Consider the following 25,859-nt stretch of genomic DNA (forward strand, 5'->3'; position numbering starts at 1 on the left):
TCGAGCCAATTAGAGGTCCCATGGGAGGGAAACATGAACGTCAGAAAATATCTTGCGACGATGAAGGCTGCTGCGGCTGTCTGGGCACTATGTGCTACCTGCGCCTTTGCCGAGACCAATATCGAGTTCATCCAGTGGTGGGAGCCTGAAATGCCTGCCGGTGCCCTGCGCGGCATCATGGACGATTTTGAGGCCGCAAACCCCGGCATCAAGGTCACACTTGTCAGCGGCCCCTATTCCGCCACGCACGATCAGATCGTGGTCGGCGCCGCGTCGGGAACGCTTAGCGATGTCGTCGGGCTGGACGGTGCATGGGTCAACGGACTTGCAAAGCAGGGCGCCATCGCGTCGATGGACAGCCTGATGGCTGACGCCAAGTATGATCCAAGTCAGATCGCCGACATCGTCAAGGTCAACGGACAGAGCGTCATGTTCCCGCTCGCCTCGTTTGTCTATCCGGTCTTCGTCAACCTCGATCTGGCCAAGGCTGCGGGCATCGACAAGATGCCGGCCACCCGCACTGAATTTGCCGATGCCGCGAAGAAGATGACCAATCCGGACAAGAACGAGTACGGCTGGGTGCTGCCACTCGCCCTGCAAAATCCCGGCGGCATCCAGAATGACGTGATGTCATGGGTCTGGGCCTCGGGTGCGTCGATGCTGAAGGATGGCAAGCCCGATCTGGAAAACGAAGCGGTCGTCGGTACGCTCGAATATATCAAGTCGCTGCAGGACGCCGGCGTCATCTCGCCCGGTATCTTTGCCAAGAAGGAACAGGACAAGGTCGAAGAATTCGTCAACGGCCGTGTTGGCATGATGATCGACTCGCTGGCTCACATCAACCTGATCCGCGAGCGCAATGCCAAGCTGAATTTCGGCATCTCGGCACTGCCTGCCGTCGATGGTTATACCGGCAAGCGCGGACTGCCCTACGCCTCCTGGGGCATCGGCATCAGCGACAGCAGCGAGCACAAGGCAGAGGCCTGGAAACTCGTTGAGTATCTGATGAGCCCGGACGTGAACGGTCGCCTTGTGTCTATCGCCAACGCCTTTCCCGGCAACGTGAAGGCCAAGCCCGACTTCTCGAAATCGGACCCGCTTTTCGAAGAAGCCTTCAAGATCTTCCAAAGCGGTCATCTGGCCAACGAATTCGTCGGACTGCCGGTCGCCGAAGACCTGATGCGCGACATGAACGTCGAAGTGCAGAAGATGTTCGACGGCCAACAGACCGCAAAAGACGCGGCTGCCAATACGCAGAAGCAGTGGCTGGTCGAGTTCGCCAAATAAAACACAGCTGAAAACGTTCTGGCAGCGCGGCGTGATGTGCCGTGCTGCCAGAACGCACATCCACCAATCCGTCACGACCAAGTGGAAAATCACATCCGATGAGCAGCGCCAATGAAATTCTGATGGGCACGCAAGCCGGGACGTTCAAGCCCAGGACACGGCAGCGCGGCATGTTTTCCTACAAGACGAAAAAGAGGCTGGTTCCTTTTTTGTATGTCGCACCGGCGGCAGTCCTGTTTTCCTTGCTGATGCTGTTCCCGATGATCACCGTCCTGCGCTATTCGCTGATGGACGGCGCCATCATGAAGAAGAACGCAGTCTTCGTCGGGCTGCAGAACTACGTGACGATCTTCAGCGACCCGGTTTTCTGGCAGTCGGTCGGGCAGACGCTCTATTTCACGGTGATGAGCGTCATCTTCCATCTCCTGATCGGTCTGGCCTTCGCCCTTTTGCTCAACACGCAACGCATCGACCCGACGCTCAGAAGCATCCTGCGCGTTCTCTTCATTCTACCGTGGCTCTTTACGGCGGTGATCATCGCGATCATCTGGCGGCTGCTGCTGGATCCCAACGGCGTGGTCAACAGCATCCTGATCGCGCTCCACATCGTCGACTTCAAGGTCGAGTGGTTCTCGTCGACGAAAACCGCGCTTCATGCGCTGACATTCGCGAATATCTGGGCGGGATACCCGCTCTATATGGTCAGCCTGTTGGCCGGCCTCCAGGGCATCCCCAAGGAACTGTACGAGGCTGCAGGCATCGACGGCGCCAATGAGGTTCAAAAATTCCGCTACATCACGATCCCACAACTGATGCCGATCATCATCAGCATCGCGCTGCTGGACTTCATCTGGACGATGCAGGTCTTCCCGCTGGTCTGGATGACAACGGGCGGTGGCCCGATCCATTCGACCGAGGTGCTGAGCACCTACACCTACAAACTTGCGTTCTCGAGCTACGAATTTTCACTGGCTTCGGCGAGCGCGATCTGCATCCTGATCATGTCGATGAGCGTGACGTACTTCTACATCAAACATCAGAAGGCCAGGTAACAGCCAATGGCAAAACGTTCTTTCAACAAGAGTGCGCTACCGACCGTATTGACATATCTCGGGCTTGCGGTTGGTCTGGTCTTCGCAGGATTTCCGATCCTGTGGATGTTTTTCACCTCCCTGAAATCGAATACCGAGATCTTTGCACTGCCGCCGCGGCTGCTGCCCGACCAGTTCACCAGCGTGGCTTATCTGTCGATCTTCAACGATCCGGTCAAGGTCCGCTTCTTCATCAACAGCTATCTCGTCGCCGGCGTGGTTACCCTTCTGACGTTGCTGATCGCCATACTGACGGCCTATGGTTTCAGCCGGTATTCATTCCGGTTCAAGAACACGCTCAACGTTTTCATCATCAGCACGCAGACGGTGCCGCCGATCACGCTTCTCATCCCCTACTTCGGCATGGTCGTTGCCTTCGGCATTTTCGATACATATTTCGCGCTGGTTCTGACCTACATGGTCTTCACCCTGCCTTACGCGATTTTGCTGATGACTGGCTATCTGAACACCCTGCCAAAAGAGCTGGATGAAGCCGTACTGGTCGATGGCGGGTCGAGCTGGACCGCACTTTGGCGCGTGATCGTCCCCCTGTCCGTGCCCGGTATCGTCGCAACAGCGGTCTATACCTTCCTGCTGGCGTGGAACGAGTTCCTCTTCGCACTGACGCTCACCAAATCGATGGACATGCGGACCGTGCCGATCGGCATCGAGTTGCTCATGGGCCAGCATGCATTCGAGTGGAACGAGATGATGGCGATGAGCGTCCTCGGGTCGCTGCCGCTTCTGGTTCTGTATCTAATCGCACAGCGGTACTTCCTTGCGGGCATGACGGCTGGTTCTGTGAAGAGCTAGGCTCGCAGACAGCGTTGCTGCGGCTCATTCAAACTTGTCGATCAAAGTCCTGCTCACGCATCACTGGACATCAACCCCTTGCGCCTGAGCATTTGCGGATAGCGCTGAAATGCCGGTCGAAGAAATCGATGCGTCTTCAACATTACCCAACATAACAGAACATTTGAAAACGCTCATTCTTGCTATGGGTTGCCAACCATCGACGTGCCGATGGTTGGCATGTCTGTACGCCGGATGCGCGCGGACATGTTTTGGCCACAGCCATGCGGGAATTCAGCAGCTTACAATCCTGCGAACATGGGAATGGAAAGTACGATGACGATGAATATGCGGCAGACATGGTATAGGGTTCTACCTGAAACGGATCGGGGACCAGGCATCAGGATCGGTGTTTTCGCCGTCATCATCGGTCTGTTTTGCACGGTCGCCTATAACAGCCGGCAAGAAGTCGCTGTTGCGCCGATTGATACAAAAGACCGTATCGCGGCTGACTTGGGCAAACGCGAAGACAACCAAACCAAACTACAGGCCGCCGTCGACGCGAGTCCCGCCTTTCAAGTCGCACTTGCGATGAAACCGGATCTTCCGGCGACGGCAATCCCCTCAATGAAACCCGTTTCTTCGCCAAGGCGGGCGATATCTCATGCCGATATAAAAAAGGCGGCGGTTGAGACGACGATGCCATCAGGCGTTCTCCGGTTTGATCGTTGCCAGCCGCAGTGCGAAACGCACGATCCGCTGATCGTCGGCTATACCGCGCCAAGGCAGTATTCCGAGGAAGCGCCTTTGATAGCGCACAACGGGGACGATGAGGGTTTCAATCTGTCACCTCTGCAGGGAGCTCGCTATATTTTCGCTCGCACCGCAGAATTGCCGCGTTCGGCCCTCAGAAGAGGTCGGGAAGTGCTCGACAGTATCGTTCGCGCCGACTGATGAAATGTGCCGACGGCGTGGTGGGCGTTGCAACGCGGTGACGTTCAAGTCGTCCGGATTGCGGACCTAGATCCCGCTCCTTTTGATAGAGACGACAGTGCAGGCCGATATGACTGAATCCGTACATAAACGAGTGGTGTTGCACTTTCCTGGCTTTGAACGAATGGACACACAGGCGCACCACAGCCGTTTTAAAAGAACAGCCTACCAATCCGCAAAAGTATGGGACTTTTCGGCCGACATAGGACCATTGCGCAAATCAGGATCCGCATCGGACTTTGCGGTCGTTTGCAACGGGGAGAACTGGCAGACCTCGAGCAGGATTTACATCTGCGACCACAACACGCTTGTCGAAAGATTGACCGGCAGGCCTGTCTCCCAGCGAATCGTATCAGGCTTCCTCAGTGCCGCGCGCGTTGTGGAACAGGGTGGACTTGCTGCCTACTTCCGGCACGCATGGCGGTTCGGTCTGTTTTTCCTGTTCCCTTTTCTCCTCGTGGCCATCGCTCTCGCCACAAGCCTGGCCTTGGCCGCGTTGCCCGGATTGTCTGGTCTTACTCCCTGGCATTATCTTTGGAGCCTGCCACTGGCCTGGGCATTCTTTGGCGCTGTGTTTCTCCCTTTTTCCGAGAGGTTTCACACACTCCACCTGTTTGCGGATTGGGAATTGGCGGTGGCCGCGGCAAACATGGACAATCCCATTCTCATGGATTGGCTGGAGGATTGCGTCGATACCGTACTCAAAGCATTGGACGAAGACGCGGATGAATACGTCATCAGTTCACATAGTATGGGATCCAGTCTTGCGACGCATGTACTCGGCATGGTGCTGGAACGGAACCCCCATGCTTTGGAGGGCAGACGCGTCGTGTTTGTTACCCTCGGCGGCGCAATCCTTCAGTGCGCCTTGCTAAGGCCTGCGACCAGATTGCGGCGCCGCGTAGGGTTAATCGCACGTGCTCGGGACGTATCCTGGTTGGAAGTGCAGTGTTTGACGGATGTGATTCATTTCTACAAATCCCGCGTTGTCGCTTTGTCCGGGCACCCCGATGCACCGCAGGCCGGGCTGTTGTCTATCCGCGTAAAGCATCTTCTTTCGACGGAACGGTACAAAAAAATCAGGCGCGATTTTCTCAGGGTTCACCGCCAGTATGTGCTTCACCCCGACCTGCGGGGGCCGTTCGATTTTACCCTTTTGACGACCGGTCCATTTCCAGCCCGGTCGCTTACCGATTTTTCCAAGCTGGACTTTGATCGCTTGTCGACAAGAACGCCAGCGGTTCGTCACAGTGAACGGCTGGGCCTTTAGGGCAATCTTCCGGATCAGGACTGCGTCTCAGCGCTTGTCGGAATTGGACAGCGGTCCTGATTTGGGGCCGTTGGTGAAATCCGCGACAGCCAAAATGCATGGAATTCCACCATCGCGCAAAGCTCAGCGTTGCGATCATCGAGAAGAGTCTCGCAACATAATCGAACAAAACGGAACACACTAAAGCACGGATATCCGGTACCTGTTCCTTGGAACAACGAGGATAATGGCCGTGACGTCGCATCCGGAAATCAAAACCCAGAAATCGATCCTGGTATTTCTCCCAAGGCGCGCTGCCCAAGTCATCGTCTCGAAGCTCATCGAGCATGGTTATGGAGCGAACGCCGTCCATTCCGTGCCTGAACTGTTCGACGCATTGCGCTCCGACAGCTATTGCCTGGCCGTCACCACCCGGCCGGACATCGACATGGTCCGCAACATCAAATCCATGCCGGTCGTGAACCTGGAAGTGTTTTTCCACTCCGTCGGTATCATAGGGGACGGCGTGACCTCATCAAAGCAGTTCGATGGCAAGGCATTTCTGGAGCGGGTCAAGGCTCTCAGCGAACCACGGTCAACCAGGTCCGCAGCCATTCACGCCCATACGGCTGCCAACGCCAATTCGAGCGGCGCCAGAAGGCAGATGTCTCGATGGTGGGAGGCTGCAAGGTCCTATCTAGACAGCCGCGCGCGCGCAGGCGCGAAGAAATGAACATGGCCGTGCACCAGAACGAAGTCCAGACCGCAGCCAGCGATCATGGAAAAGGTTCACCCCGGTTCGTCACTCTCAACCAGTACCAAACAGCGGCTCTGAAAAGAGAGTTTCTCCTATACGGCGGGTGTCTTCTGATGTTTTGGTTGATTGGAGCAACATCGTTGAGCGGGTTCGTGATCACGGCTTTCTTCGTCATCATGGCAACGGCACAGTTCATCAAAAGAGCTGCACACAACGCCATGGCGAAAATGAGCAAGCGCTCCGCCTTCCGACGTTATGGAGCGGGGATGGTGTCACTCTGCTTCTTCTGCCTGATGGTCGCACGCGCATGTTACATCGCGACCGTCCTCGTCGATACCGAACTTCGAACGCCGGCCGTGCCTCTCATCGCCGCTTCAACCGGCCCGTCCTGACGCACGGGACGTCTGGTCGGTCGCAACATATCTCAACATATTGGAACATCGCGTTACACAGTAATTGATTATCCTGCTGCATGACTTGCATCGAGAATTCCCCATGCTTCAAACGTTGAATACGATCAGGACGCACATCCTGCTCTGCCTGCCCGATCCATACGTCACCACCATGCTCAATGCTTTTCTCACATCAAACGGCTTCGCCGTCACCACGACTTATCTATTGAGAGAGTTCACAGAGGCGGCAGCGCTGGGCAGATACAGCGTTGTCATCACGTCAACAGCGGTGGCTGGTCGGATTCGTGACGTTTCGGCACTGCCTATCATCGACATATCGGCTTTCCTCGTCAACACGGCGGGCGGTATCGGACATCGGCACAGCAAAAGCCTGGACAGCACTGCGCTTGCCGAGCGCATCAAGACGGTCATCGCCTTGAACCCAGGCCGAGACCGCCTGGCAAAGTCGGGGCGTCTCAACGTCAAAAACGGGTGTATGCAGCGGCCCGAATGACATGTTCGCTTCGACATGAGATAATTTCAGATGCATTAGAATTCCATCGATAACAAAGCGATCGATCATGGCGTACGAAATGGCAGTCTCCGACCAAACCCATATCCTCATCGTCGAGGACGATCCCGACATCTCGGGCATGCTGGTCGAGCTGGTCAAAAGCAACGGATTTGAAGCCTCTTCTGCGGCAAGCGGGATCGAAATGGATCGATTGCTGACCCGACACCAATTCGATCTGATCGTTTTGGACGCGATGCTTCCCGGCGAGGATGGCTTCAGTATCTGCAGGCGGCTCCGCTCGTCGCGCGCTATCCCGATCCTGATGCTGACGGCGCTACGGGAGGATATCGACCGGATCCTCGGCCTGGAACTCGGCGCCGATGACTATGTTACCAAGCCGTTCAACTCACGCGAGCTGATGGCGCGGATCAAGAGCATCCTGCGCAGGGCATCCCATTCCCAGGCGATGGACGAGGGACTTGCGCCGATGACATTTGCGGGATGGCGCATCGATCCCAAAAGCCGTCAGCTCCAGGACCCGGATGGTGCGCAGGTCTCCATGACCACTGCGGAGTTCGATCTGCTTCTCGCGTTCTGTTTCAATCCCAACAAAATCCTGACGCGAGAGCAGCTTCTATCCATGACGCATGCGGGATCCGCCGGGCCTGTCGAACGCAGCATCGACGCCCATATCAGTCGGGTCCGGCAGAAAATAGAGCCAAACCTCAAAGACCCGACGTTCATCAAGACCGTACGCCTCGGAGGCTATCTGTTCGCGTCCAAGGTGGAGCGCCTGCCTTGAAAAACCTGCGCAGGGCGTCCATTCAAAAACAGATACTCGTCCTGGCAATCTTTCTGGTCGTGCTTGTTTCCCTCGTCGCGACGTTCACCGAGCCGTTCATCTACGGCCGACATGATCGAGGCTTCCAGAATGGACTGTTTGCTGGCAGGGCAGAGAAGGTTCTTGAGCAGTTCGAACGAACAAAATCGGTCCCGGAAGAAAATGCGGTTCTGGCCTTTGCGGCAAGCTCCGGAATTTCGGTTAAGAAGCAGTCCCTGGATCTGTTCAATGATGGCCAGGAGAACATGATTTCTCCCACCGAGCTTGTGGCTCGGGTCAGGATATTGCTCGACGACAACGTCTTTGCGGCATTCCATCGCTTCATCGTCGGTCAGACCCATCCGGATTTTCTGGTTGTGAAGGTAAATCCGCAGAATGCCCTCATCTTCGAGATGCCGGTGTTCCCCCCGTCGTTATGGTTTGCTCCCGCTTTCGCCAGCGGACTTTTGAAAATCGTGATCCCGCTGCTATTGCTTGGTTACTTGAGCAGCTGGCTGATCACCAAACCCCTTCGGCGTTTTGCCGCTGCTGCACAGCGGGCCAGCATGGAGGAGGGATCGGATGAACCGTTCAGCGCAGATGGTGCATCCGAGATCCGGAGTCTGGCCAAATCGTTGAACGTCATGCGGAACCGGATCCAGAGCATGGTGGACTATCGGACACGTGTTCTCAGTGCGGTCGGCCATGACCTCAGAACGCCCTTGACGCGATTGCGCATGCGGGCAGAGCGTTCCAGCGAGCCAGAGCTTCGACGTCTCATGCTGACGGATATTGAAACGTTGGTGTTCATGATCGACGAGTGCCTGGCATATTTCAATGATCCATCCGTCGCGGAAAAGGATCGCAAGGTAGACCTTTCCAGCCTGCTCCAGACGATTGCGACAGACTTCTCCGATACGGGTATCAATGTAATCTACAGCGGACCACGAAGGCTTGCCTATGTCTGCAAGCCCCAGGCTCTCACGCGCGCGCTGTCCAATCTCATTGACAACGGTTCCCGATATGCCACGCAAATCGAAATCGTCCTGAGCCATGGCGAAGAAGGCGGGGTTCAAATCAGGGTCTGCGACAACGGTCCCGGTCTGACGGATGAACTCAAGGCAAAAGTTTTGCAGCCATTTTTCAAGGCGGACGAATCCCGGCAAATCGGGGTGAAGGGCGGTCTCGGTCTGGGCCTCACCATTGCTCAAGGTATCGTCATCAAAGGCCACAAGGGACGCTTCACGTTGCTCGACAGAATCCCCAACGGTCTGATCGTCGCGATAGATCTTCCCGCTGTCTCTGGATAGCACGACCCTATGACGGCTTCCGTGAACTACGCCGTGGGAATCTACGACGCCCCAGCAACCGTCTTCTGTCCGTATACGTCACCAAGCAGCCTCCCGACCTTGCTACTGGTAGGCTGCGTTGATGATAGTGCCTGTTACGGCGGCACGCCGCACACGCCATTTTCGGTATTGTTCCGCAACAAAACCTAACCGACCGCCTTGGTTTCGTCCGCCTTTTGACATCGGGAGGCTACTTGCACCGGTTATCACTGGCCATAGCAAACAGGAGCCAGCCATGACCCACAAAGACCTGACGATCGCCGATGTCCTTAGAGACCCTTTGATCAGACAGATGATGTGCGCGGACCGGATATCATTGAGCGGAATGACAAGCCTGCTTCAGGACGCTGCGCGCCTGCAGAAGAGCGGCAAGCAGGCTCGCCGGATACCGGAAGCGGCGCTCCGCCTGCATGGCATCGTTTGATCCCGTTGCTGATGCACCTTCGCTTCACGACCGATCCGAAAGAACAAGCGAAGGGCAATCACTGCATGCGCGAGCGGCGATGGCATCGAACCAAGGAGCGCTGAAAATATTGCCGATAGCCGCCGAAATTTGAAATAATTTTACTCCACAACCTCCATTCAAACGGTTGTTATGGGCCGAGGATTTCCGGGCTGTGACCAAGGGTGCCAATTCAGATCATTTTGGATTGGCCGGTTGATCGAAACAGCCACGTCGACATTGGAAACGCTGCAACGCCACGGATGGGCATCACGTGCAATTGAAATCTGTCGAGGACGATGCAAGCTCCATCCGGATCGCCAATCGGGGCGCCGGCGGGCTGTGGGAGAGACTCTGCAGCGAGGCAAGTGCAGCGATCGCAAACGACGTCTTGTTGACCCGTTCGATGAACCTGGCTGTGCTTTATCATCGGAGCTTTGCCGACGCTCTCGCACATCGCATCGCCCAGAAACTGGCGAGCCCCGACATCAATCAGGAAGAGCTGATCTCCATCATCCGTGAAGTCTTTCAACGCGATCAGCGTATCGTGTCTTCGGCAGAGGTTGATCTCGAAGCCATTCGCGACCGCGATCCCAGCAACGCCGAAATCCTGACGCCCTTTCTGTATTTCAAGGGGTTTCTCGCGTTGCAGGGCCACAGGATCGCGCACTGGCTCTGGCACCACAACAAAGCACACATGGCCCGCCATATCCAAAGCCGGATTTCGGAGGTTCTTGGCGTGGACATCCATCCGGCAGCCCGAATGGGTCAGGGAATCATGCTGGACCATGGCAACGGTCTCGTGATCGGGGAAACCGCTGTGGTCGAAGACGAGGTTTCCATTCTTCAGGATGTGACACTGGGCGGAACAGGTAAGGAAACCGGTGATCGCCACCCGAAAATCCGCCGTGGCGCACTGATTGGCGCCGGTGCCAAGATCCTCGGAAATATCGAAGTTGGGATCGGTGCAAAGGTCGGCGCCGGCAGTGTCGTTGTCTCGCCGGTGGCGGCTCATACGTCCGTGGCGGGTGTGCCTGCACGGCTGGTCGGCAAGCCAAACTCCGATCTGCCGGGCATCAGCATGGAGCAGACGATCACCGAGCCGGAATATATGATTTGACGGTATCGCGGATCGAACCTTTTGCGTCTCGGCAAGAGGTTCGATCCGCGATCGTTCCGACTCCAAGCACCGTCAAGAAAGAGCCCCTGTCTCTGCCGACAACGGCTATTTCCCGTTTTGAAGCGACCGCCGGGTTTTTAAAGCAGATCGGCGTGATGACGCTGGGCGACGTCTGGGTGTGACCGTAGCCGGCTTTTCAGGTTGTTCTGGCCGACTTCCCGAAAAATCGGGTTGAGTGGATCGACCGTGATGCCGCGTTCCTTGCGGCTCAACTCTTCAGGCAATTGGATGACCGGGACGACCGCGTCATAGCGGGCGCCGAGAAAGAATGGCACGGAGAAGCGCTCCGAGCCCGCCGGTGGGGCGACGACATCATGGACATCGGCTTTGACGTAACCGTTCGTCGCCAGTTCCAGCAGTTCGCCGGTGTTGATGACGAAGCTGCCCGGCAGGGGCGGGGCTTCCAGCCAGACACCCTCTTCCGTGCGGACCCGCAGGCCCGGCGTGCTGTCCTGCAGCAGCACAGTGACCAGCCCGCCGTCCTTGTGCGCGCCGACGCCCTGTTCGCTCTCGGCAACATCACGGCCGGGATAGCGGACGATCTTGAGCAGCTGGGTCGGTTGCGGCTCGTAGAGCGCGGAAAAGACATTCTCATCCTGACCGAGCGCAATGCCGATTGCCTTCAGGATATCGATGCCGACGCGGGTGACTTCCGCCTGATAGCGCAGCAAAAGGGGCTTCAGCTCCGGCAGCGCCGACGGCCACTGGTTGGGGCCGATGAGGCGCTTCCAGGCGGGCGTATCCGCAGTCAGCTCGACAGCTTCGGATTCCGTGTTGACGTCGATCTGTTCGCGCCAGTCCTGCTTGCCGCGCGTGTGTTCGAGGCCGGCCCGGTTATAGCCGCGAAAATGCGGCGAGTTGACCATTTCGATTTCCAGCTTGTCCTTTTCCGGCAGGGCGAAGAAGCGCTTGGCGGCGGCAAAGACATCCGCGATCAATTCCGGTGGCACACCATGGCCGACCAGATAGAAGAAGCCGTGATCGTGCAGCACACGGCGCAGGTCGGCGACGAATTCGATACGCGATTCCGCAGAGGCGTTGAACCGCGAGAGATCGAGGATGGGCAGCTGGACCGCCGACGTGTGGATGCTCATGATGAAAATCTCCTGCTGGATGCTCGGGACATGAGGCGGTCCCGTATTTGACTATAAAATGGATCGCGCCGGTTTTCAGGCCAGCTTTCGCCTGCGGGCGATGCGATGGTTGACGGCGCGCGCGGCCCAATCGCCCAGAACCTGCACGGACTGGACGATGACGACAAGGATAACGACGACGGCCAGCATCACCTCCGGCATGAAACGCTGATAGCCGAAGCGGATGCCGAGATCGCCAAGGCCACCGCCGCCGACGGTGCCGGCCATGGCGGAATAACCGATGAGGCTGACGAGCGTCACGGTCTGGCCGGCGACAATGCCGGGAAGCGCTTCCGGTACCAGCACCTTGGCGATAATCTGGAACGGCGTGGCACCCATGGATTCCGCCGCCTCGATCAGGCCCCGGTCGACTTCGCGCATGGCAGCTTCGGCCAGCCGTGCAAACAGCGGCGTGATGGCGACGGTGAGCGGTACGACGGCCGCCCAGGTACCGACGGTGGTGCCGACAATCAGGCGGGTGAACGGAATGATCGCGACCATCAGGATGATGAACGGCGTCGAGCGGACGAGGTTGACCACTGTCCCGATCACCCGGTTGAATACCGGCCGTTCGAGGATATGGCCGGGTTCGGTGGCGACGAGTAGAATGCCAAGCGGTAGGCCGATCAGGGTCGACAGCAACGCTGCCACCACGACCATCGTCGCCGTCTGCTTCAGCGATTCAAGAATGAGCCCGGCGAGCGCCGGGGGCAGCAGGTCGAACAGCATGTCCGATGACCTCTCCAAACAGTCTAAGGGATGAAAGATATGACAGGACGTCGGGCAGGCGTTCGCCCAATCCGCCGGCGATCAGTGTCAGCACACCGAGCGGCTTGCCGTCGATATAGTCGATGCGCCCGTGCAGGATGTTCGGACGGATGCGGAACCGCTCGACCAGTGTTGCGATCACCGGATCATGCGCGGCGTCGCCGGTAAAGACGATACGCAGCACGGGATCGGTATCGCCGTGCGCCTCGGGCAAAAGCCGTCCGGCAATCTCCGGCGGCAGGTCATGCGCGACGATGCTGGACAGGAACGAGCGGGCGACCGGCGATTTCGGAAAGGCAAAGACATCGAAGGTCGGGCCGTTCTCGATCAGCTTGCCATGTTCCAGTACCGCGACATGGCTGGCGATGGCGCGCACCACCTCCATCTCGTGGGTGATCAGCAGAATGGTCAGGCCAAGCCGGCGGTTGATGTCCTTGAGCAGGTGCAGGATCTGCTCGGTCGTTTCCGGGTCGAGCGCCGAGGTTGCCTCGTCGGACAGAAGCACTTTCGGGTCGAGCGCCAGAGCCCGGGCGATGCCCACACGCTGTTTCTGGCCACCCGACAGTTCGGACGGATAGGCATCGGCCTTGGAGGTCAGTCCGACGAGTTCGAGCAGCGGTGGTATCCGCCTGCGGATGTCCGCCTTGGAAACGCCGGCAACCTCCAGCGGCAGGGCGACATTGCCCGCCACCGTGCGCGACGAGAGGAGGTTGAAGTGCTGGAAGATCATGCCGATATCGCGGCGGGCGGCACGCAGCGCCGCCCCGTCGAGACTGGTGATCTCCCGATCCGACACGATGACGCGACCCGACGTCGGCGTGACGAGCTTGTTGAGGCAACGCACCAGCGTACTCTTGCCAGCACCCGACCGCCCGATAATGCCATGGATATGTCCCTCACCGATCGTCAGGGACACGTCGTCGAGCACCGGCCCGGCAGCACTTTCATAGGCCTTTGTCAGGTTCTCGATGCGCACGGCCACCCGGCCGGCGGCGGCGTTCCCGCCATCCGGTTCGATCTCCCCCTGTACAGCAGGTGTAAGAGGCTGTTTGAAGTCGAGGGATTGGGGGAGCGCCGTCACTGGACTTACCATCCGGCGATGACGTTGCCCTTGAACGTCGTCTCGATGAACTGTTTGACCTCTGGCGACTGGTAGCTTTCAACGAGCGTCTTCACCCAGGGCGCATCCTTGTTCTTCTCGGCAACGCCGATCAGGCAGAAATACTGCGAGAGTTCATCCTCAATCAGCAGCCCGTCACGCTTGGGAACGAGGCCGGCGCTAAGCGCGAAATGCGAGGTGATGACCGAGAAATCGACGTCTTCCAGTGAACGGGGAAGCTGCGCGGTTTCCATCGGGATGATCTTGATGTTCTTCGGATTGTCGATGATGTCGAGTTCCGTCGCCTTGAAGGTGGAGCCGGGGGTAAGCTTGATGATGCCGCCAGCTTCCAGAAGTTTCAGGGCGCGGCCTTCGTTGCTTGGATCATTGGGAACGGAGACCTGGGCACCGTCCGGAAGAGCGTCGAGCGACTTGTATTTGCGGGAATAGCCGGCCATCGGCAGGAGAACCGTGCGCCCGACCGACACGAGGTTCAGTCCGCGATCGGCGTTCTGCTGGTTGAGATAGGGCGTGTGCTGGAAGCCGTTGGCATCGAGGTCACCGTCATTGGTGGCCGGGTCGATCAGGGCGCCGTCGGAAAACTCGACGATGTCGATATCCAGGCCCTTGGCCTTGGCGATCGGCTTCAACGCCTCGGCGATCTGCGCATGCGGGCCGGCAGTCACGCCAAGCTTGATGGTTTCGGCGGCGGCGGACAGGTGGGAGGCAAAGAGCAGACCAAGAACTGAGACGGCAGTGGTCAGGCGGGATGCAAAACGCATGGATCAGGGTTCCTTGAAATCAGTTGGAATGTTCTGGATCGGCAAGCTCGGGAAGGATCTTGCCGGGATTGAGAATGTTGAGAGGATCGAGTGCTACCTTCAGCGTCCGCATCAGGGCGACGGCCTCCGCGCCGTGCTCGGCTTCCTGGAACGCCCGTTTGCCAAGACCGACGCCGTGTTCGCCGGTCGCAGTCCCACCGACAGCCAGCGCCCGCACGACGATGCGGCCCGCCAGCCGGTGGACCTCCGCCTGTTCCTGCGCATCGTCGGGATCGGACATGAACACGCAGTGGAAATTGCCGTCGCCGACATGGCCGACGATATAGGCCGGTATCTGCGAAGCGCGGATATCGGCGTGGGTATCCAGCACGGCATCGGCCAGGCTTGAGAGCGGTACGCAGACATCGGTCGGCCAGGACTGGGCGCCGGGACGCTCGGCCTTCGCCCAGCCCAGCCCCACCCTGCGGGTTTCCCAGATCCGGCGTGCCTCGTCGGCATTCTTTGCCCAACGCAACGGCGTTCCGCCATGGTCGGCAACGATTGCCGCGATGACATCCGAGAGAGTGGCGATGCTTTCAGGATTGCCGTGGAACTCGAAGAACAGGGTCGGGAGCGGAGCAAGAGCGAGCGTCTCGTGTCGATTGATTACCGCGACCAGAGCTTCATCGAGAAGTTCAACACGGCCGATCGACAGGCCGGCGCGCTTGATGTCGATGACGGCGGAAACAGCACCCGCCAGCGTCTGAAAGCCGGCAATGGCGGAGACCGCATCGGGAATGGGGTGAAGGCGAAGGATCACCTCGGTGACGATACCGAGCGTGCCTTCGGAGCCCACGAACAGGCGGGTCAGATCATAGCCGGAGGACGATTTTCGTGCGAGCGATCCGGTCCTGACGATGCGGCCATCGGCCGTCACCACCGTCAGCCCCAGCACGTTCTCGCGCATGACGCCGAAGCGGACGGCATTGGTGCCGCTGGCTCCTGTCGAGACCATGCCGCCGATCGAGGCATCCGCGCCGGGATCCACGGGAAAGAACAGGCCCGTGTCGCGCAGTTGTCTGTTCATCTCCTGGCGCCGGACCCCGGCCTCGACCCGCACGATCATGTCATCGGGGCGGATGTCCAGAATCCGGTCCAGCCGGCTGGTGTCGAGCGAGATGCCGCCCGCAACCGGAATGGCACCACCTTCAAGCCCGGACCCCGCGCCAAAAGGTACGATCGGCACGCGGTAGCGGTTGGCGATGGCGGCGATCTCAGCGACTTCTTCCGTCGAATTCGGGAACACCACAATATCGGGACGGCTTGCCGGATGATGGCTTTCGTCGTGCGCATGCAGATCGCGAACCGACAGGCCGGTGAGCGCCCGGTCTCCAAACCGGGAGACCAGCGCGGCAATCGCCTCTGCTGTTCCGCCTGAAGCGACATGCTGGTTCATGACGCCGCTTTCAATCCCTGATCCTGGCCCTGGTTCTCGCGCCAGCGTGACAGCCGCCTGACGGCCTCTTCCAGCGTTTCGATCTTCTTGGCAAAGCAGAAGCGCACATGACTGGTGACATCGCGCGCACCATAGAAGGAGGAGATCGGCACGGGCGTAACGCCGGCTTCCAGGGTCAGTCTGCGCGAGAAGGCGAGATCGTCGCCATCAGGGTCGAAACTGCTGATATCGGCGATGGCGAAATAGGTGGAAGCAGCGTCCGCGACGGTAAAGCCGGCAGCGCGCAGGCCGTTGACAAGCACATTTCGGCGCAGCTCCAGATCGGTTTTCAGACTCTGGAAATAGGTGTCCGGCAGCCGGAGCCCGACGGCGACCGCAGCCTGCAAGGCCGGCGGCGTGGTGAAGGTGACGAACTGATGCGCCCGCGCGATCGGCGCCAGCAGCTTGGCATCGGCGGTGACATAACCGACCTTCCAGCCGGTGACCGAGAAGGTCTTGCCAGCCGAACCGATGCGGACCACACGGTCGCGGATCTCAGGCAGGGCAAAAAGTGTCTTGTGCGCACGGCCGTCGAAGGTCAGGTGCTCGTAGACTTCATCGGCGATGACGAGGAGGTCGTGCTTCAGAACGAGCGCCGAAAGGAAGGCCAGTTCCTCGTCGTCGAATATCTTGCCGATCGGGTTCATTGGCGTGTTGATGACGATGGCGCGGGTTTTCGGTGTGATCAGCGCGGCCAGCTGCTCGCGCGGCAATTCCCAATGCGGCGGCGCCAGCCGAACCGGAACGGGGACCGCGCCGGCGCGACGGATCAACAGGGCATAGACATCATAAACAGGTTCGAAGACGATGACCTCGTCGCCTGTTTCAAGAAGCGCCAGAAACGTATCGGCAAGCGCCTCAGTGGCACCCGAGGTGACCAGCACCTCTCGCTCCCAGTCGACATCGATATCAAGGAAGCGCTTGGTGTTCTCCGCGACCGCCTGACGCAGAGCCGGCAGCCCCAGCATCGGCGGATACTGATGCGGCCCGTCCTGCAGCGCCTTGACAGCGGCATCGATCAGAACGGCCGGCTCCATGCCTTCCGGAAATCCCTGGCCAAGATTGATCGATCCGGTCTCCGCGGCCAGCCGCGACATGGCTTCGAAGATCGAGGTACCGGCGTTGGCGAAGATGGGGTTGACCAAGCATGTTCTCCTGCGTTCCGCGTCACACCAGCGCGGCGAGAAGAACATATATTCTGTAGATTACGTGATCAAAGATTGAGAGCTGCATGATTCCCATCTTTTGAGAATAAATTTGCGACAAAGACGCGCCCGGGAAACAATCCATCCGGCACCCGGCGCTGGCGGTCAAACCGGCTCGGGGGGCTGATTGGCAGCATCACGACGATCTCCCTTGATGAAGTTCATTCGCCAGCGGACGCTCGGCCGGAGAGCAGGGTTGTGCAGACCTTTTCACGCGCAATTTTCCATCACCTCAATGGCTGACAGCCCAAAAATTTTTGCAATCGCTACCGCCAGTAGGCGGCCGTTCCTTTAGTCTACTAATATTGTGGATAATAATACCCGCTCATCTCCTGATCGTCAGGCCGCCGGATTTCCGCCCTGCAAATGTGAGGACATAATGAGTTTTCTGAGACATTTTGAGCGCCTTCAAACCATGAGAGACCAGCTGGAAGCAAAGCTGGACCTTGATGATGCGGGCATCTTAGGCGGGAGCGGCATGGATTACCGGGCGCGGCGGGACCTGCGCGCGCGCATATCCGAAATCTCCGAGGAGATCTTCGCGTTGGAACAGCGATCTCGCTTCTTCCAGAGCTGACAACGCCTTAGAATCAGGGAACACCAGATGACACTCACCTTGATCTTGCCCGGGTTGAATGGGTCCGACGAAGGACATTGGCAGCGGTTCTGGCTCAAGGATGATGCACAAAGCCGGCTGGTCGAGCAGGATGACTGGAAATCTCCCAGAGTTGAAAACTGGACCAAGCGCCTCGAAGAGGTTCTTGCTCAGGAAGGGCCGGCCTATATCGTCGCCCATAGCCTTGGCTGCCTGCTGGCTGCGAAATGCGCGGACAGTCCCTCCGCAAGGTTGATCAAAGGCGCTTTGCTCGTTGCGCCGTGTGATCTGTCGACCACGGAAGACCTGCATCCGGGCGCCATCCATTTTGGCCGGATGCCAACCCGCGCTCTGCCATTTCCAACGATCACGGTCGGAAGCTTGAATGATATCTACATGCCGCTTGAAAGCCTGTCGCTCTATGGCCGCTTATGGAAAACGCCGGTCAAAAACCTTGGGCACGCGGGCCATATCAATATCGAAAGCGGTTTTGGCAGATGGGCCGGCGGCTATGGATTGCTGTCCTTGTTAAAGAAGAAAGCAAGGGCCCTCGGCAGTCCCGACCTTGCCGCGCCACTACGCTGCGAAACATCTACCGGAGCAGCGTTCAATCCCGGCAAGCCGCATTGAGAAAATTATTTCCATAAATTCTATAGAAATAGACATTCCGGCTTTCACGCCCCGTGGCCTTTGCCCGTAAGTTTACCCCAAGGCATCAATGGCAATGCCAACAACAGGGGATGGATATGGGCTTGTTTCGTTCGGCAATGATTGGTGTGGCGGCGGCTTTGAGTTTCGGACTGGCGTCAGCCCAGGCGGCCGATCTCTCGGAGATCAGGATCGACTGGGCAACCTACAATCCGGTCGGACTTCTTCTGAAAAAAGAGGGTCTGCTTGAGAAGGAATTCGCCAAGGACAATATCAGCGTCCGCTGGGTACAGTCCGCCGGCTCGAACAAGGCACTGGAATTCCTCAGTGCCGGATCGATCGATTTCGGCTCGACGGCGGGCGGCGCAGCATTGATTTCGCGGGTCAACGGCAACCCGATCAAATCGGTCTACGTCTTCTCGCGCCCTGAATGGACGGCCTTGGTCACGCGCGCGGACAGTCCCATTGCCACCGTTCAGGACCTGAAGGGCAAGACGATCGCGGTAACCCGCGGCACGGATCCCCATATCTTCCTCGTTCGGGCTCTGGCGGATGCCGGGCTGAAGGAAACCGACGTGACGCTGGTACTCTTGCAGCATGCCGACGGCAAGCTGGCGCTGTTGCGCGGCGATGTCGATGCATGGGCTGGCCTCGATCCGTTGATGGCATCGGCGGAAGTAGAAGAGAAGGCAAAGCTGTTCTATCGCAAGCCGGAAAACAACACCTGGGGCGTGCTCAACACCACCGAAACCTTCGCGGCCGAGCATCCGGACATCGTCAAGCGTGTCATCGCCGTCTATGAAAAAGCCAGGGCTCAGGCGATCGCCGATCCTGCGGCATTGAAGGCGGCGCTGGTGGAAGCGACGAAGCTGCCGGACGAGGTGATCGCCAAGCAGCTCGAACGCACCGATATCTCGCAGCCGACGATCGGCGACCTGCAGCGCGATACGATCTCGAAAGCGGGTATCGCCTTGCAGAGTGCCGGTGTCCTTCCGGCCGACGTGGATATCCAGAAAGTCACAAACGAACTGATCGACGACAGTTTCGCCGTTGGAAAAACCCAGTGAAGACGTAAAGCATCGTCATGGCGGATTTGGCCGAGACCGGCATCAAAACAGAGGTGAAGACGTCGCGTTCAATCGCGGCGTCGGTGTTTTATGGCGCGACCCGCCAGGCGACGGCGGCGATCATCGTGCCTGCCTTGGGGCTGTTGTTCTGGGAAGTTTCGGTTGCAGCCGGCTGGTTTTCAGGTCGCCTGATGCCGCCACCCTCCAGGGTTCTGGCAACCCTGTGGACGCTTTTGAAGTCCGGCGAATTGTTCAATCATATCGGCATTACGACGGCCAGGGTGTTCTTCGGATTTGTCCTCGGCACTGTCACGGCCACCATCGCGGGAGCCGTGACCGGATATTTCGGGCTGGCGCGCCGGCTGATCGATCCATCGCTCCAGGCGCTTCGCTCCATTCCGTCGATCGCCTGGGTGCCTTTGTTCATTTTATGGTTCGGGATCTTCGAAGCGTCGAAAGTGGCGCTGATCGCTGTCGGCGTCTTCTTTCCGGTCTATCTCGGTGTGTCGGGCGCCATCTTGTCGGTTGACCGCAAGATTGTCGAGGTCGGGCGCATCTTCCGGCTCTCCGGCTTTACCCTGGTGCGGCGGGTGATGATGCCAGCGGTCTTTCCGGCCTATGTGATCGCCCTGCGATCGGGCCTCGGTCTCGGTTGGATGTTCGTCGTCGCGGCAGAATTCATGGGCGCTTCGGAAGGGCTGGGCTACCTCCTCGTTGATGGCCAGCAACTGGGCAAACCCGACCAGATCATGGCTGCCATCATCACCTTCGCCATCATCGGCAAGGTGACGGACAGTCTACTCATGGCGGCAGCGGCGCCTTTCCTGACCTGGCAGGACAGCTACAGGCGCGAGGGATAAGCGGATGCTGACACTCCGAAATCTCGGTAAAACCTATGCCAACGACGTCCGGGCGCTCGAAGGCTTTTCACTGACCGTTGCCCCGGGAGAGATCGTCGCCGTCATCGGCGGTTCCGGTTGTGGAAAAAGTACGCTGCTGCGTTTGATCAGCGGACTCGACAATGCAAGCCGTGGGAGCGTGGAACTGAATGGCGATGTGGTTCGCCAACCGCATCCTCTCATCAATCTTATTTTTCAGGAGCCGCGGCTGTTGCCATGGCTGACAGTGGCAAACAATGTCGGTTTCGGACTGGCGGAAATCGAAGGGGAAGACCGCCGGCAACAGATCGAACTGGCGTTGAAAAAGGTCGGCTTGGCTGATCTGGCCCAGCGCTGGCCGAAGGAGCTTTCCGGCGGGCAGGCACAACGGGTCGCGATCGCTCGTGCGCTGGTCACGCAGCCGGAGGTCCTGCTCCTGGATGAGCCCTTCTCCGCCCTCGACGCCTTCACGCGGGCCGACCTGCAGGATCACCTGCTCGGTATCTGGGATGAAACGCGTCCGACCCTCCTTCTGGTGACGCACGATATAGACGAGGCGCTGGTGCTTGCCGACCGCGTCATCGTCATGCGGCCCTGGCCCGGGCGTATTCTTGACGAGATCAAGGTCGATCTGCCCCGGAAACGCGATCGCACATCTGCGGCATTCGAGACCGTCAAGCGCCAGCTTTTCAAAGCGCTGGACACGTCGCTGCAGCTCTCCTGATGCCTGGCGTCGTCGGGCGTATTCCAATTATGGAAAGCCTTCGTTGCGTGACGCTCGTCCTCCGCGAAGAGGCCAGCCAGCGCCGACGGCACCCGGGAGCAACTGGGCAAAGGCCGGCCCCGTCCAATCTGAACGTCAATGGGCCGGGTCAGCCACGGGGATGCCCTCCTGTTGCGGACCTTGTTTCCCCTTGAATATCTTGCGAACCGTGACGAACAGCAGCGGAATGAGGAACACGCCGAGAAGGGTCGCCGCGATCATGCCGCCCATGACGCCGATGCCGATGGCGTTCTGCGCGCCGGAACCGGCACCGCTGGCGATCGCCAACGGCGTCACACCGAAAATGAAGGCGAGCGACGTCATCAGGATCGGGCGCAGGCGCTGACGGGCGGCTTCTACGGTCGCGGAGATCAAGTCCTTGCCGTGATTTTGCTGCTCGATCGCAAATTCCACGATCAGAATAGCATTTTTCGCCGCGAGCCCGATGGTGGTGAGAAGGCCGACCTTGAAATAGACGTCGTTCGATTCGCCGAAGAGCGTCGCCGCAAGCAGCGCACCGAAGATACCGATCGGGACTGCGAGCATGACCGAAAAGGGAATTGACCAGCTTTCGTAAAGAGCCGCCAGAGCCAGGAATACAACCAGCCCGGAAATCATATAAAGCTGCGTCGCCTGACTGCCGGACAGCCGCTCCTGCGCCGAAAGCCCCGCCCACTCGTGCCCGTAGCCGGAGCCGAGCTGCGACACCATGCTGTCGATTTCATTCATCGCATCGCCGGAGCTGACGCCATTTGCGGCTGCTCCCTGAATTTCGACCGCGGAGGAACCGTTGTAGCGCTCGAGACGCGGCGAACCGAATGTCCAGTCGCCTGTCGCAAAGGCAGAGAAAGGCACCATCGCGGCATCGGAGTTTCGAACATACCAGCGGTCGAAATCTTCCGGCTGCATGCGGAAATCCTTGTCACCCTGAAGATAGACCGGCTTGATGCGACCGCGGTCGATGAAATCGTTGACATAGCTGCCGCCCCACGCCGTCGATAGCGTCGCGTCGATGTCCGACAGGTTGAGATTGAGCGCACTTGCTTTCTCCTGGTCGATATTGACCGAATATTGCGGCTGGTCTTCCTGGCCGTTGGGCCGTGTTCCGCTCAGGAGTTTACTTTGCGCGGCCATTCCGAGCAGCCTGTTGCGCGTTGTGATCAGCTCCTCGTGACCCGCTCCGTTGATGTCCTTCAGATAGAAGTCGAAGCCGCTGGAATTGCCGAACCCCTGGATCGCCGGCGGCGCCAATGCGAACACGCTTCCATCCTTGATCTTGGAGAATGCCCCCATCGCCCGCCCGGCAATCGCCGACGCGCTGGACAACGCACTGGTGCGATCGGCAAAAGGCTTGAGCTTGACAAAGGCAAGGCCGACATTCTGGCCGGAACCGCCGAAGCCGAAGCCGACGGCGGCAAAAACCCCGTCGACATAATCTTTTTCGGCCGTCAGATAGTGATCGGTCACCTGCTTGAGAATTTTGACCGTGCGATCCTGCGTCGCTCCGGGCGGCAGCTGAACGCTGGTGATCAGAATTCCCTGATCCTCGTCCGGGATGAAGGAGCTGGGAAGGCGGTTGAACAGATAGGCAACTGCCACAATGATCAATGCAAACCCGGCTAGGAACAGGAAAGGGCGCCGAATCATACCGGATACGCCGCGCTGGTAGCCATTCGTCGTTCGGTCGAAACCCTTGTTGAACAGGCCGGACAAGCCCTTCTGCTTTGCGCCGGGCTTCGGCTTCTTCAGGATCGTGGCGCAAAGGGCCGGCGTCAGGATGAGGGCGACGATCACTGACAGAACCATCGCCGAAACGATCGTCACGGAAAACTGGCGATAGATGATGCCGACGGAACCGGAAAAGAATGCCATCGGAATGAACACGGCGGAGAGGACTGTGGCAATACCGACCAGCGCGCCGGTAATTTCCTGCATCGACTTGATCGTCGCCTCTTTCGGTCCAAGATCTTCCTCTTCCATCACACGCTCGACGTTCTCGACCACCACGATCGCGTCATCCACCAGAAGACCGATGGCAAGCACCATGGCAAACATGGTCAGCGTATTGATGGAATACCCGAACAGGGACAGGATCCCGAACGTACCGAGAAGCACCACGGGAACCGCGAGCGTCGGTATGATGGTTGCCCGGATGCTCTGGAGAAACACGAGCATGACGATGAAGACGAGAACGATCGCTTCGATCAGCGTCTTGACGACCTCCTCAATCGAAAGTTCGACGAAGGGTGACGTATCATAGGGGTAAACCACTTCGACGTTTTGCGGCAGGGTCTGCTTCAAACCTTCAATGGTGCTCTTGACCGCCTCCGCCGTATCCAGTGCATTGGCATTGGAGGCAAGGTTGATGCCAAGACCAGCCGCGCTGTTGCCATTGTACAGCGCGGAACTGCTGTAGCTCTCGGCACCCAGTTCGACGGTTGCAACGTCGTTCAGGCGAACCAGCGAGCCGCTTGTCTCGCTCTTGATAATGATATTCTCGAACTGCTCAGGCGTCTGAAGGCGACTTTTCGCAGTCACCGTGGCGTTGAGCTGCTGCCCTTTGCGCTGGGGCAACCCACCGAGCTGGCCTGCTGAGACCTGCGTGTTCTGCGCCTCGATCGCCGATGCGACATCGCTGGCCATCAGGCTGTATTTGACCAGCTTCTCCGGATCGAGCCAGATGCGCATGGCATAGCTCGAACCGAAAATCTGTGTATCGCCGACACCGGCCACGCGCTTGATGGTGTCGTTCAGCGTGCTGTCGATATAATCGGAGAGATCGACCGAAGACATCTTGTTGTCCGTCGATACAAAGCCGATGACCATCAGAAAGCTCGATGTCGACTTCGCAACGGTAATCCCGTTCGACTGCACGGATTGCGGCAATTGCGATTGGACAAGTTGCAGTTTGTTCTGGACCTGCATCTGCGCAACGTCGGCATCCGCCGAATTCGTGAAGGTCAGCGAGATCGACGCCACCCCTGTCGATTGCGAGGTCGACGTCATATAATCCAGGTTGTCGATGCCCGTCATGCCTTGTTCGATGACCTTGGTCACCGAATTCTCGACAGTCTGCGCATCTGCGCCGGAATAGGTGGCGGTAATGCGCACCGTCGTTGGAGCGATCTGCGGATATTGGGAAATCGATAGTGTCGTAATGGCCAGCAAACCCGCCAGCATGATGCAGATAGAGATCACCCAGGCAAAAATCGGCCTATCGATAAAAAAGCGGGACATGGCGACCTCAATCTTTCGTTGCAAGCTTGACGCCGCCGGCAGCGGCATCAGCCGTCTGGTTCACCGGCGTGTCCAGGCTTGATTGAGATGTCTCCTCGATCTCTCCCGTCGCATCGTTGACGATGACATCGGTCGCAATCACATCCTGACCTGCTTTCACGCGCTGGCTGCCTTCGACAACGACGCGTTCGCCATCCTTGATGCCCTGGCTGACCAGCCAGCTGTTTCCCATACTGCGCTCGACCGAGACGATCCGTTCCTCGACCTTTCCGTCACCGCCGACGAACTTTGCAGTTGCCTCGCCCTTGGTATTGCGCGAGACCGCCCGCTGCGGAACGAGAAAACTGTTGTCGCGAATGCCCTCTTGAATCGTGGCCCTCACGTAGACACCCGGCAAAAGCAGCTGATCGGGGTTTGGAAATTCCGCCCGCACGGTGACGGAGCCGGTTGTCTCCTCGACGGCGGCATCGAGAAACTCGATCCGGCCCACCTGCTTGTAGGACGACCCGTCCTCCAGTGTCAGGTGGACGGAGACGTTCGCGCCGCTGGTTTTCAGCCGTCCATCTTCGATGGATCGGCGCAGCTTCAAGAGATTGGTGCTGGATTGCGTCACATCGACGTTGATCGGGTCGATCTGGCGAATGGTCGTCAACGTCGTCGTCTGACCCGCAGTCACCAGCGCGCCGACAGTCACCGTCGACGCCCCGACGCGACCGCCGATTGGCGCCCGTATCTTCGTGTACTCCAGATTGATACGTGCAGCATCGAGAGCGGCTTTCGCGGAGGCGACATCGGCGTTGGCCTGGGTCAGCAGCGATTGGGCGTCGTCGAGATCCTGCTGGCTGACCGCGTCCCGCTGGCTCAGCCCCTTGTAGCGATCGACCTTTGCCTGCGCACTTGGCACAGCACCTTCGGCCTTCTGCAAAGCGGCCACCTGGCTGTCATACGTCGCCTGAAACGTCGCGGGATCGATCTCGTAGAGAATATCGCCCTCCTTGACCGACCCCCCCTCCTGAAAATTCCGTTTGCGGATGATTCCGCCGACCTGTGGTCGAACCTCGGCAATCAGCGAAGCGGCAGTGCGGCCGGGAAGCAGGGCGGTGATCGCGACTGACGTCGGATGCAAGGCCATCACGTTGACCTCCGGCTTTACGGCCGGCGCGCTGGAGGCCTTTTCCGATGAACTGTCACTGCATCCGCTCAGCACGAGCAGTCCGCTCAACAGGGCGACGGGAAAAAATCGCATTTGATGATCCACGAACGGAGTTCCTTTGCGTCAACGGGAGGGCAGTGGGCTGCTCGAAATCCAAGCAAGCTTGCAACAGGTTTTTACGGTATTGTTGA

Annotated in this window: 25 protein-coding genes; 17 read left to right on the forward strand and 8 right to left on the reverse strand. The window is 58.7% G+C overall.

Annotated elements, in window-relative coordinates:
* Positions 1-33 precede the first annotated feature (33 nt).
* The 12 genes from J2Z75_RS19510 (at position 34) to cysE (ending at position 10,806) form a co-directional block, all read left to right on the forward strand.
* Complete coding sequence (locus tag J2Z75_RS19510; protein ID WP_209854442.1) at positions 34-1,287, forward strand: ABC transporter substrate-binding protein; 1,254 nt, start codon at positions 34-36, stop codon at positions 1,285-1,287.
* A gap of 122 nt (positions 1,288-1,409) precedes the next feature.
* The gene (locus J2Z75_RS19515) at positions 1,410-2,339 is read left to right on the forward strand and encodes a carbohydrate ABC transporter permease (protein WP_209854634.1); all 930 of its coding nucleotides are present in this window, start codon (positions 1,410-1,412) and stop codon (positions 2,337-2,339) included.
* Positions 2,340-2,345: 6 nt separating this feature from the next.
* A complete protein-coding gene (locus tag J2Z75_RS19520; protein ID WP_209854443.1) occupies positions 2,346-3,191 on the forward strand; it encodes a carbohydrate ABC transporter permease in 846 nt (281 codons plus the stop codon).
* A 315-nt stretch (positions 3,192-3,506) separates the two neighbouring features.
* Positions 3,507-4,124, forward strand: coding sequence for a hypothetical protein (locus J2Z75_RS19525; RefSeq protein ID WP_209854444.1), 618 nt, complete (start codon positions 3,507-3,509; stop codon positions 4,122-4,124).
* Positions 4,125-4,221: 97 nt separating this feature from the next.
* Positions 4,222-5,433: a hypothetical protein gene (locus J2Z75_RS19530; protein WP_327791277.1), complete on the forward strand. Its 1,212-nt coding sequence runs from the start codon at positions 4,222-4,224 to the stop codon at positions 5,431-5,433.
* Positions 5,434-5,659: 226 nt separating this feature from the next.
* The gene (locus J2Z75_RS19535) at positions 5,660-6,145 is read left to right on the forward strand and encodes a hypothetical protein (RefSeq protein WP_209854445.1); all 486 of its coding nucleotides are present in this window, start codon (positions 5,660-5,662) and stop codon (positions 6,143-6,145) included.
* 2 nt (positions 6,146-6,147) lie between these two features.
* Positions 6,148-6,561, forward strand: a complete 414-nt coding sequence (locus J2Z75_RS19540; protein WP_209854446.1) for a hypothetical protein — start codon at positions 6,148-6,150, stop codon at positions 6,559-6,561.
* Between the two features lie 103 nt (positions 6,562-6,664).
* A complete protein-coding gene (locus J2Z75_RS19545) occupies positions 6,665-7,075 on the forward strand; it encodes a hypothetical protein (RefSeq protein ID WP_209854447.1) in 411 nt (136 codons plus the stop codon).
* 79 nt (positions 7,076-7,154) lie between these two features.
* Complete coding sequence (locus tag J2Z75_RS19550; protein WP_209854636.1) at positions 7,155-7,877, forward strand: response regulator; 723 nt, start codon at positions 7,155-7,157, stop codon at positions 7,875-7,877.
* Positions 7,874-9,205: a sensor histidine kinase gene (locus tag J2Z75_RS19555; RefSeq protein ID WP_209854448.1), complete on the forward strand. Its 1,332-nt coding sequence runs from the start codon at positions 7,874-7,876 to the stop codon at positions 9,203-9,205. Before J2Z75_RS19550 ends, J2Z75_RS19555 begins: the two co-directional genes overlap by 4 nt.
* Positions 9,206-9,479: 274 nt before the next feature.
* A complete protein-coding gene (locus J2Z75_RS19560) occupies positions 9,480-9,668 on the forward strand; it encodes a hypothetical protein (protein ID WP_209854449.1) in 189 nt (62 codons plus the stop codon).
* 298 nt (positions 9,669-9,966) lie between these two features.
* A complete protein-coding gene (gene cysE / locus J2Z75_RS19565; protein ID WP_234937470.1) occupies positions 9,967-10,806 on the forward strand; it encodes a serine O-acetyltransferase in 840 nt (279 codons plus the stop codon).
* 137 nt (positions 10,807-10,943) lie between these two features.
* On the opposite strand, the gene J2Z75_RS19570 is transcribed toward cysE, so the two are convergent.
* The 6 genes from J2Z75_RS19570 to J2Z75_RS19595 all read right to left on the reverse strand — a co-directional run bounded on the left by J2Z75_RS19570 (position 10,944) and on the right by J2Z75_RS19595 (position 17,267).
* Positions 10,944-11,960 (reverse strand): isopenicillin N synthase family dioxygenase, encoded by a 1,017-nt coding sequence (locus J2Z75_RS19570; protein WP_209854451.1) that lies wholly within the window; start codon positions 11,958-11,960, stop codon positions 10,944-10,946.
* Positions 11,961-12,035: 75 nt separating this feature from the next.
* Complete coding sequence (locus J2Z75_RS19575) at positions 12,036-12,728, reverse strand: methionine ABC transporter permease (protein WP_209854452.1); 693 nt, start codon at positions 12,726-12,728, stop codon at positions 12,036-12,038.
* A complete protein-coding gene (locus tag J2Z75_RS19580) occupies positions 12,682-13,785 on the reverse strand; it encodes a methionine ABC transporter ATP-binding protein (RefSeq protein ID WP_407692792.1) in 1,104 nt (367 codons plus the stop codon). The genes J2Z75_RS19575 and J2Z75_RS19580 overlap by 47 nt, the downstream gene beginning before the upstream one ends.
* A 68-nt stretch (positions 13,786-13,853) precedes the next feature.
* The gene (locus tag J2Z75_RS19585) at positions 13,854-14,648 is read right to left on the reverse strand and encodes a MetQ/NlpA family ABC transporter substrate-binding protein (protein ID WP_209854454.1); all 795 of its coding nucleotides are present in this window, start codon (positions 14,646-14,648) and stop codon (positions 13,854-13,856) included.
* A 19-nt stretch (positions 14,649-14,667) separates the two neighbouring features.
* Positions 14,668-16,083: an FAD-binding oxidoreductase gene (locus tag J2Z75_RS19590; RefSeq protein ID WP_209854455.1), complete on the reverse strand. Its 1,416-nt coding sequence runs from the start codon at positions 16,081-16,083 to the stop codon at positions 14,668-14,670.
* Positions 16,080-17,267, reverse strand: a complete 1,188-nt coding sequence (locus tag J2Z75_RS19595; RefSeq protein WP_209854456.1) for an aminotransferase — start codon at positions 17,265-17,267, stop codon at positions 16,080-16,082. The genes J2Z75_RS19590 and J2Z75_RS19595 overlap by 4 nt, the downstream gene beginning before the upstream one ends.
* 439 nt (positions 17,268-17,706) lie before the next feature.
* Between J2Z75_RS19595 and J2Z75_RS19600 the strand changes: the two genes are divergently transcribed.
* The 5 genes from J2Z75_RS19600 (at position 17,707) to J2Z75_RS19620 (ending at position 21,239) form a co-directional block, all read left to right on the forward strand.
* Positions 17,707-17,904 carry a hypothetical protein gene (locus tag J2Z75_RS19600; protein ID WP_209854457.1) on the forward strand — a complete coding sequence of 66 codons (198 nt, stop codon included), beginning with the start codon at positions 17,707-17,709 and terminating at the stop codon, positions 17,902-17,904.
* A 27-nt stretch (positions 17,905-17,931) separates the two neighbouring features.
* Entirely contained in the window at positions 17,932-18,552 is a 621-nt protein-coding gene (locus tag J2Z75_RS19605; protein ID WP_209854458.1) for an RBBP9/YdeN family alpha/beta hydrolase, read from the forward strand.
* Between the two features lie 116 nt (positions 18,553-18,668).
* Complete coding sequence (locus tag J2Z75_RS19610) at positions 18,669-19,637, forward strand: aliphatic sulfonate ABC transporter substrate-binding protein (RefSeq protein ID WP_209854459.1); 969 nt, start codon at positions 18,669-18,671, stop codon at positions 19,635-19,637.
* Between the two features lie 17 nt (positions 19,638-19,654).
* Positions 19,655-20,497 (forward strand): ABC transporter permease, encoded by an 843-nt coding sequence (locus tag J2Z75_RS19615; RefSeq protein WP_209854460.1) that lies wholly within the window; start codon positions 19,655-19,657, stop codon positions 20,495-20,497.
* A 4-nt stretch (positions 20,498-20,501) separates the two neighbouring features.
* A complete protein-coding gene (locus J2Z75_RS19620) occupies positions 20,502-21,239 on the forward strand; it encodes an ABC transporter ATP-binding protein (protein ID WP_209854461.1) in 738 nt (245 codons plus the stop codon).
* A 135-nt stretch (positions 21,240-21,374) separates the two neighbouring features.
* Here the strand turns inward: J2Z75_RS19620 and J2Z75_RS19625 are convergent, their stop codons facing one another.
* Positions 21,375-24,515: an efflux RND transporter permease subunit gene (locus J2Z75_RS19625; protein ID WP_209854462.1), complete on the reverse strand. Its 3,141-nt coding sequence runs from the start codon at positions 24,513-24,515 to the stop codon at positions 21,375-21,377.
* A 7-nt stretch (positions 24,516-24,522) separates the two neighbouring features.
* Complete coding sequence (locus tag J2Z75_RS19630; protein ID WP_209854463.1) at positions 24,523-25,761, reverse strand: efflux RND transporter periplasmic adaptor subunit; 1,239 nt, start codon at positions 25,759-25,761, stop codon at positions 24,523-24,525.
* Between the last annotated feature and the right edge of the window lie 98 nt (positions 25,762-25,859).

This window comes from Rhizobium herbae (assembly GCF_017873135.1).
GTDB classification, from domain to species: Bacteria; Pseudomonadota; Alphaproteobacteria; order Rhizobiales; family Rhizobiaceae; genus Pararhizobium; species Pararhizobium herbae.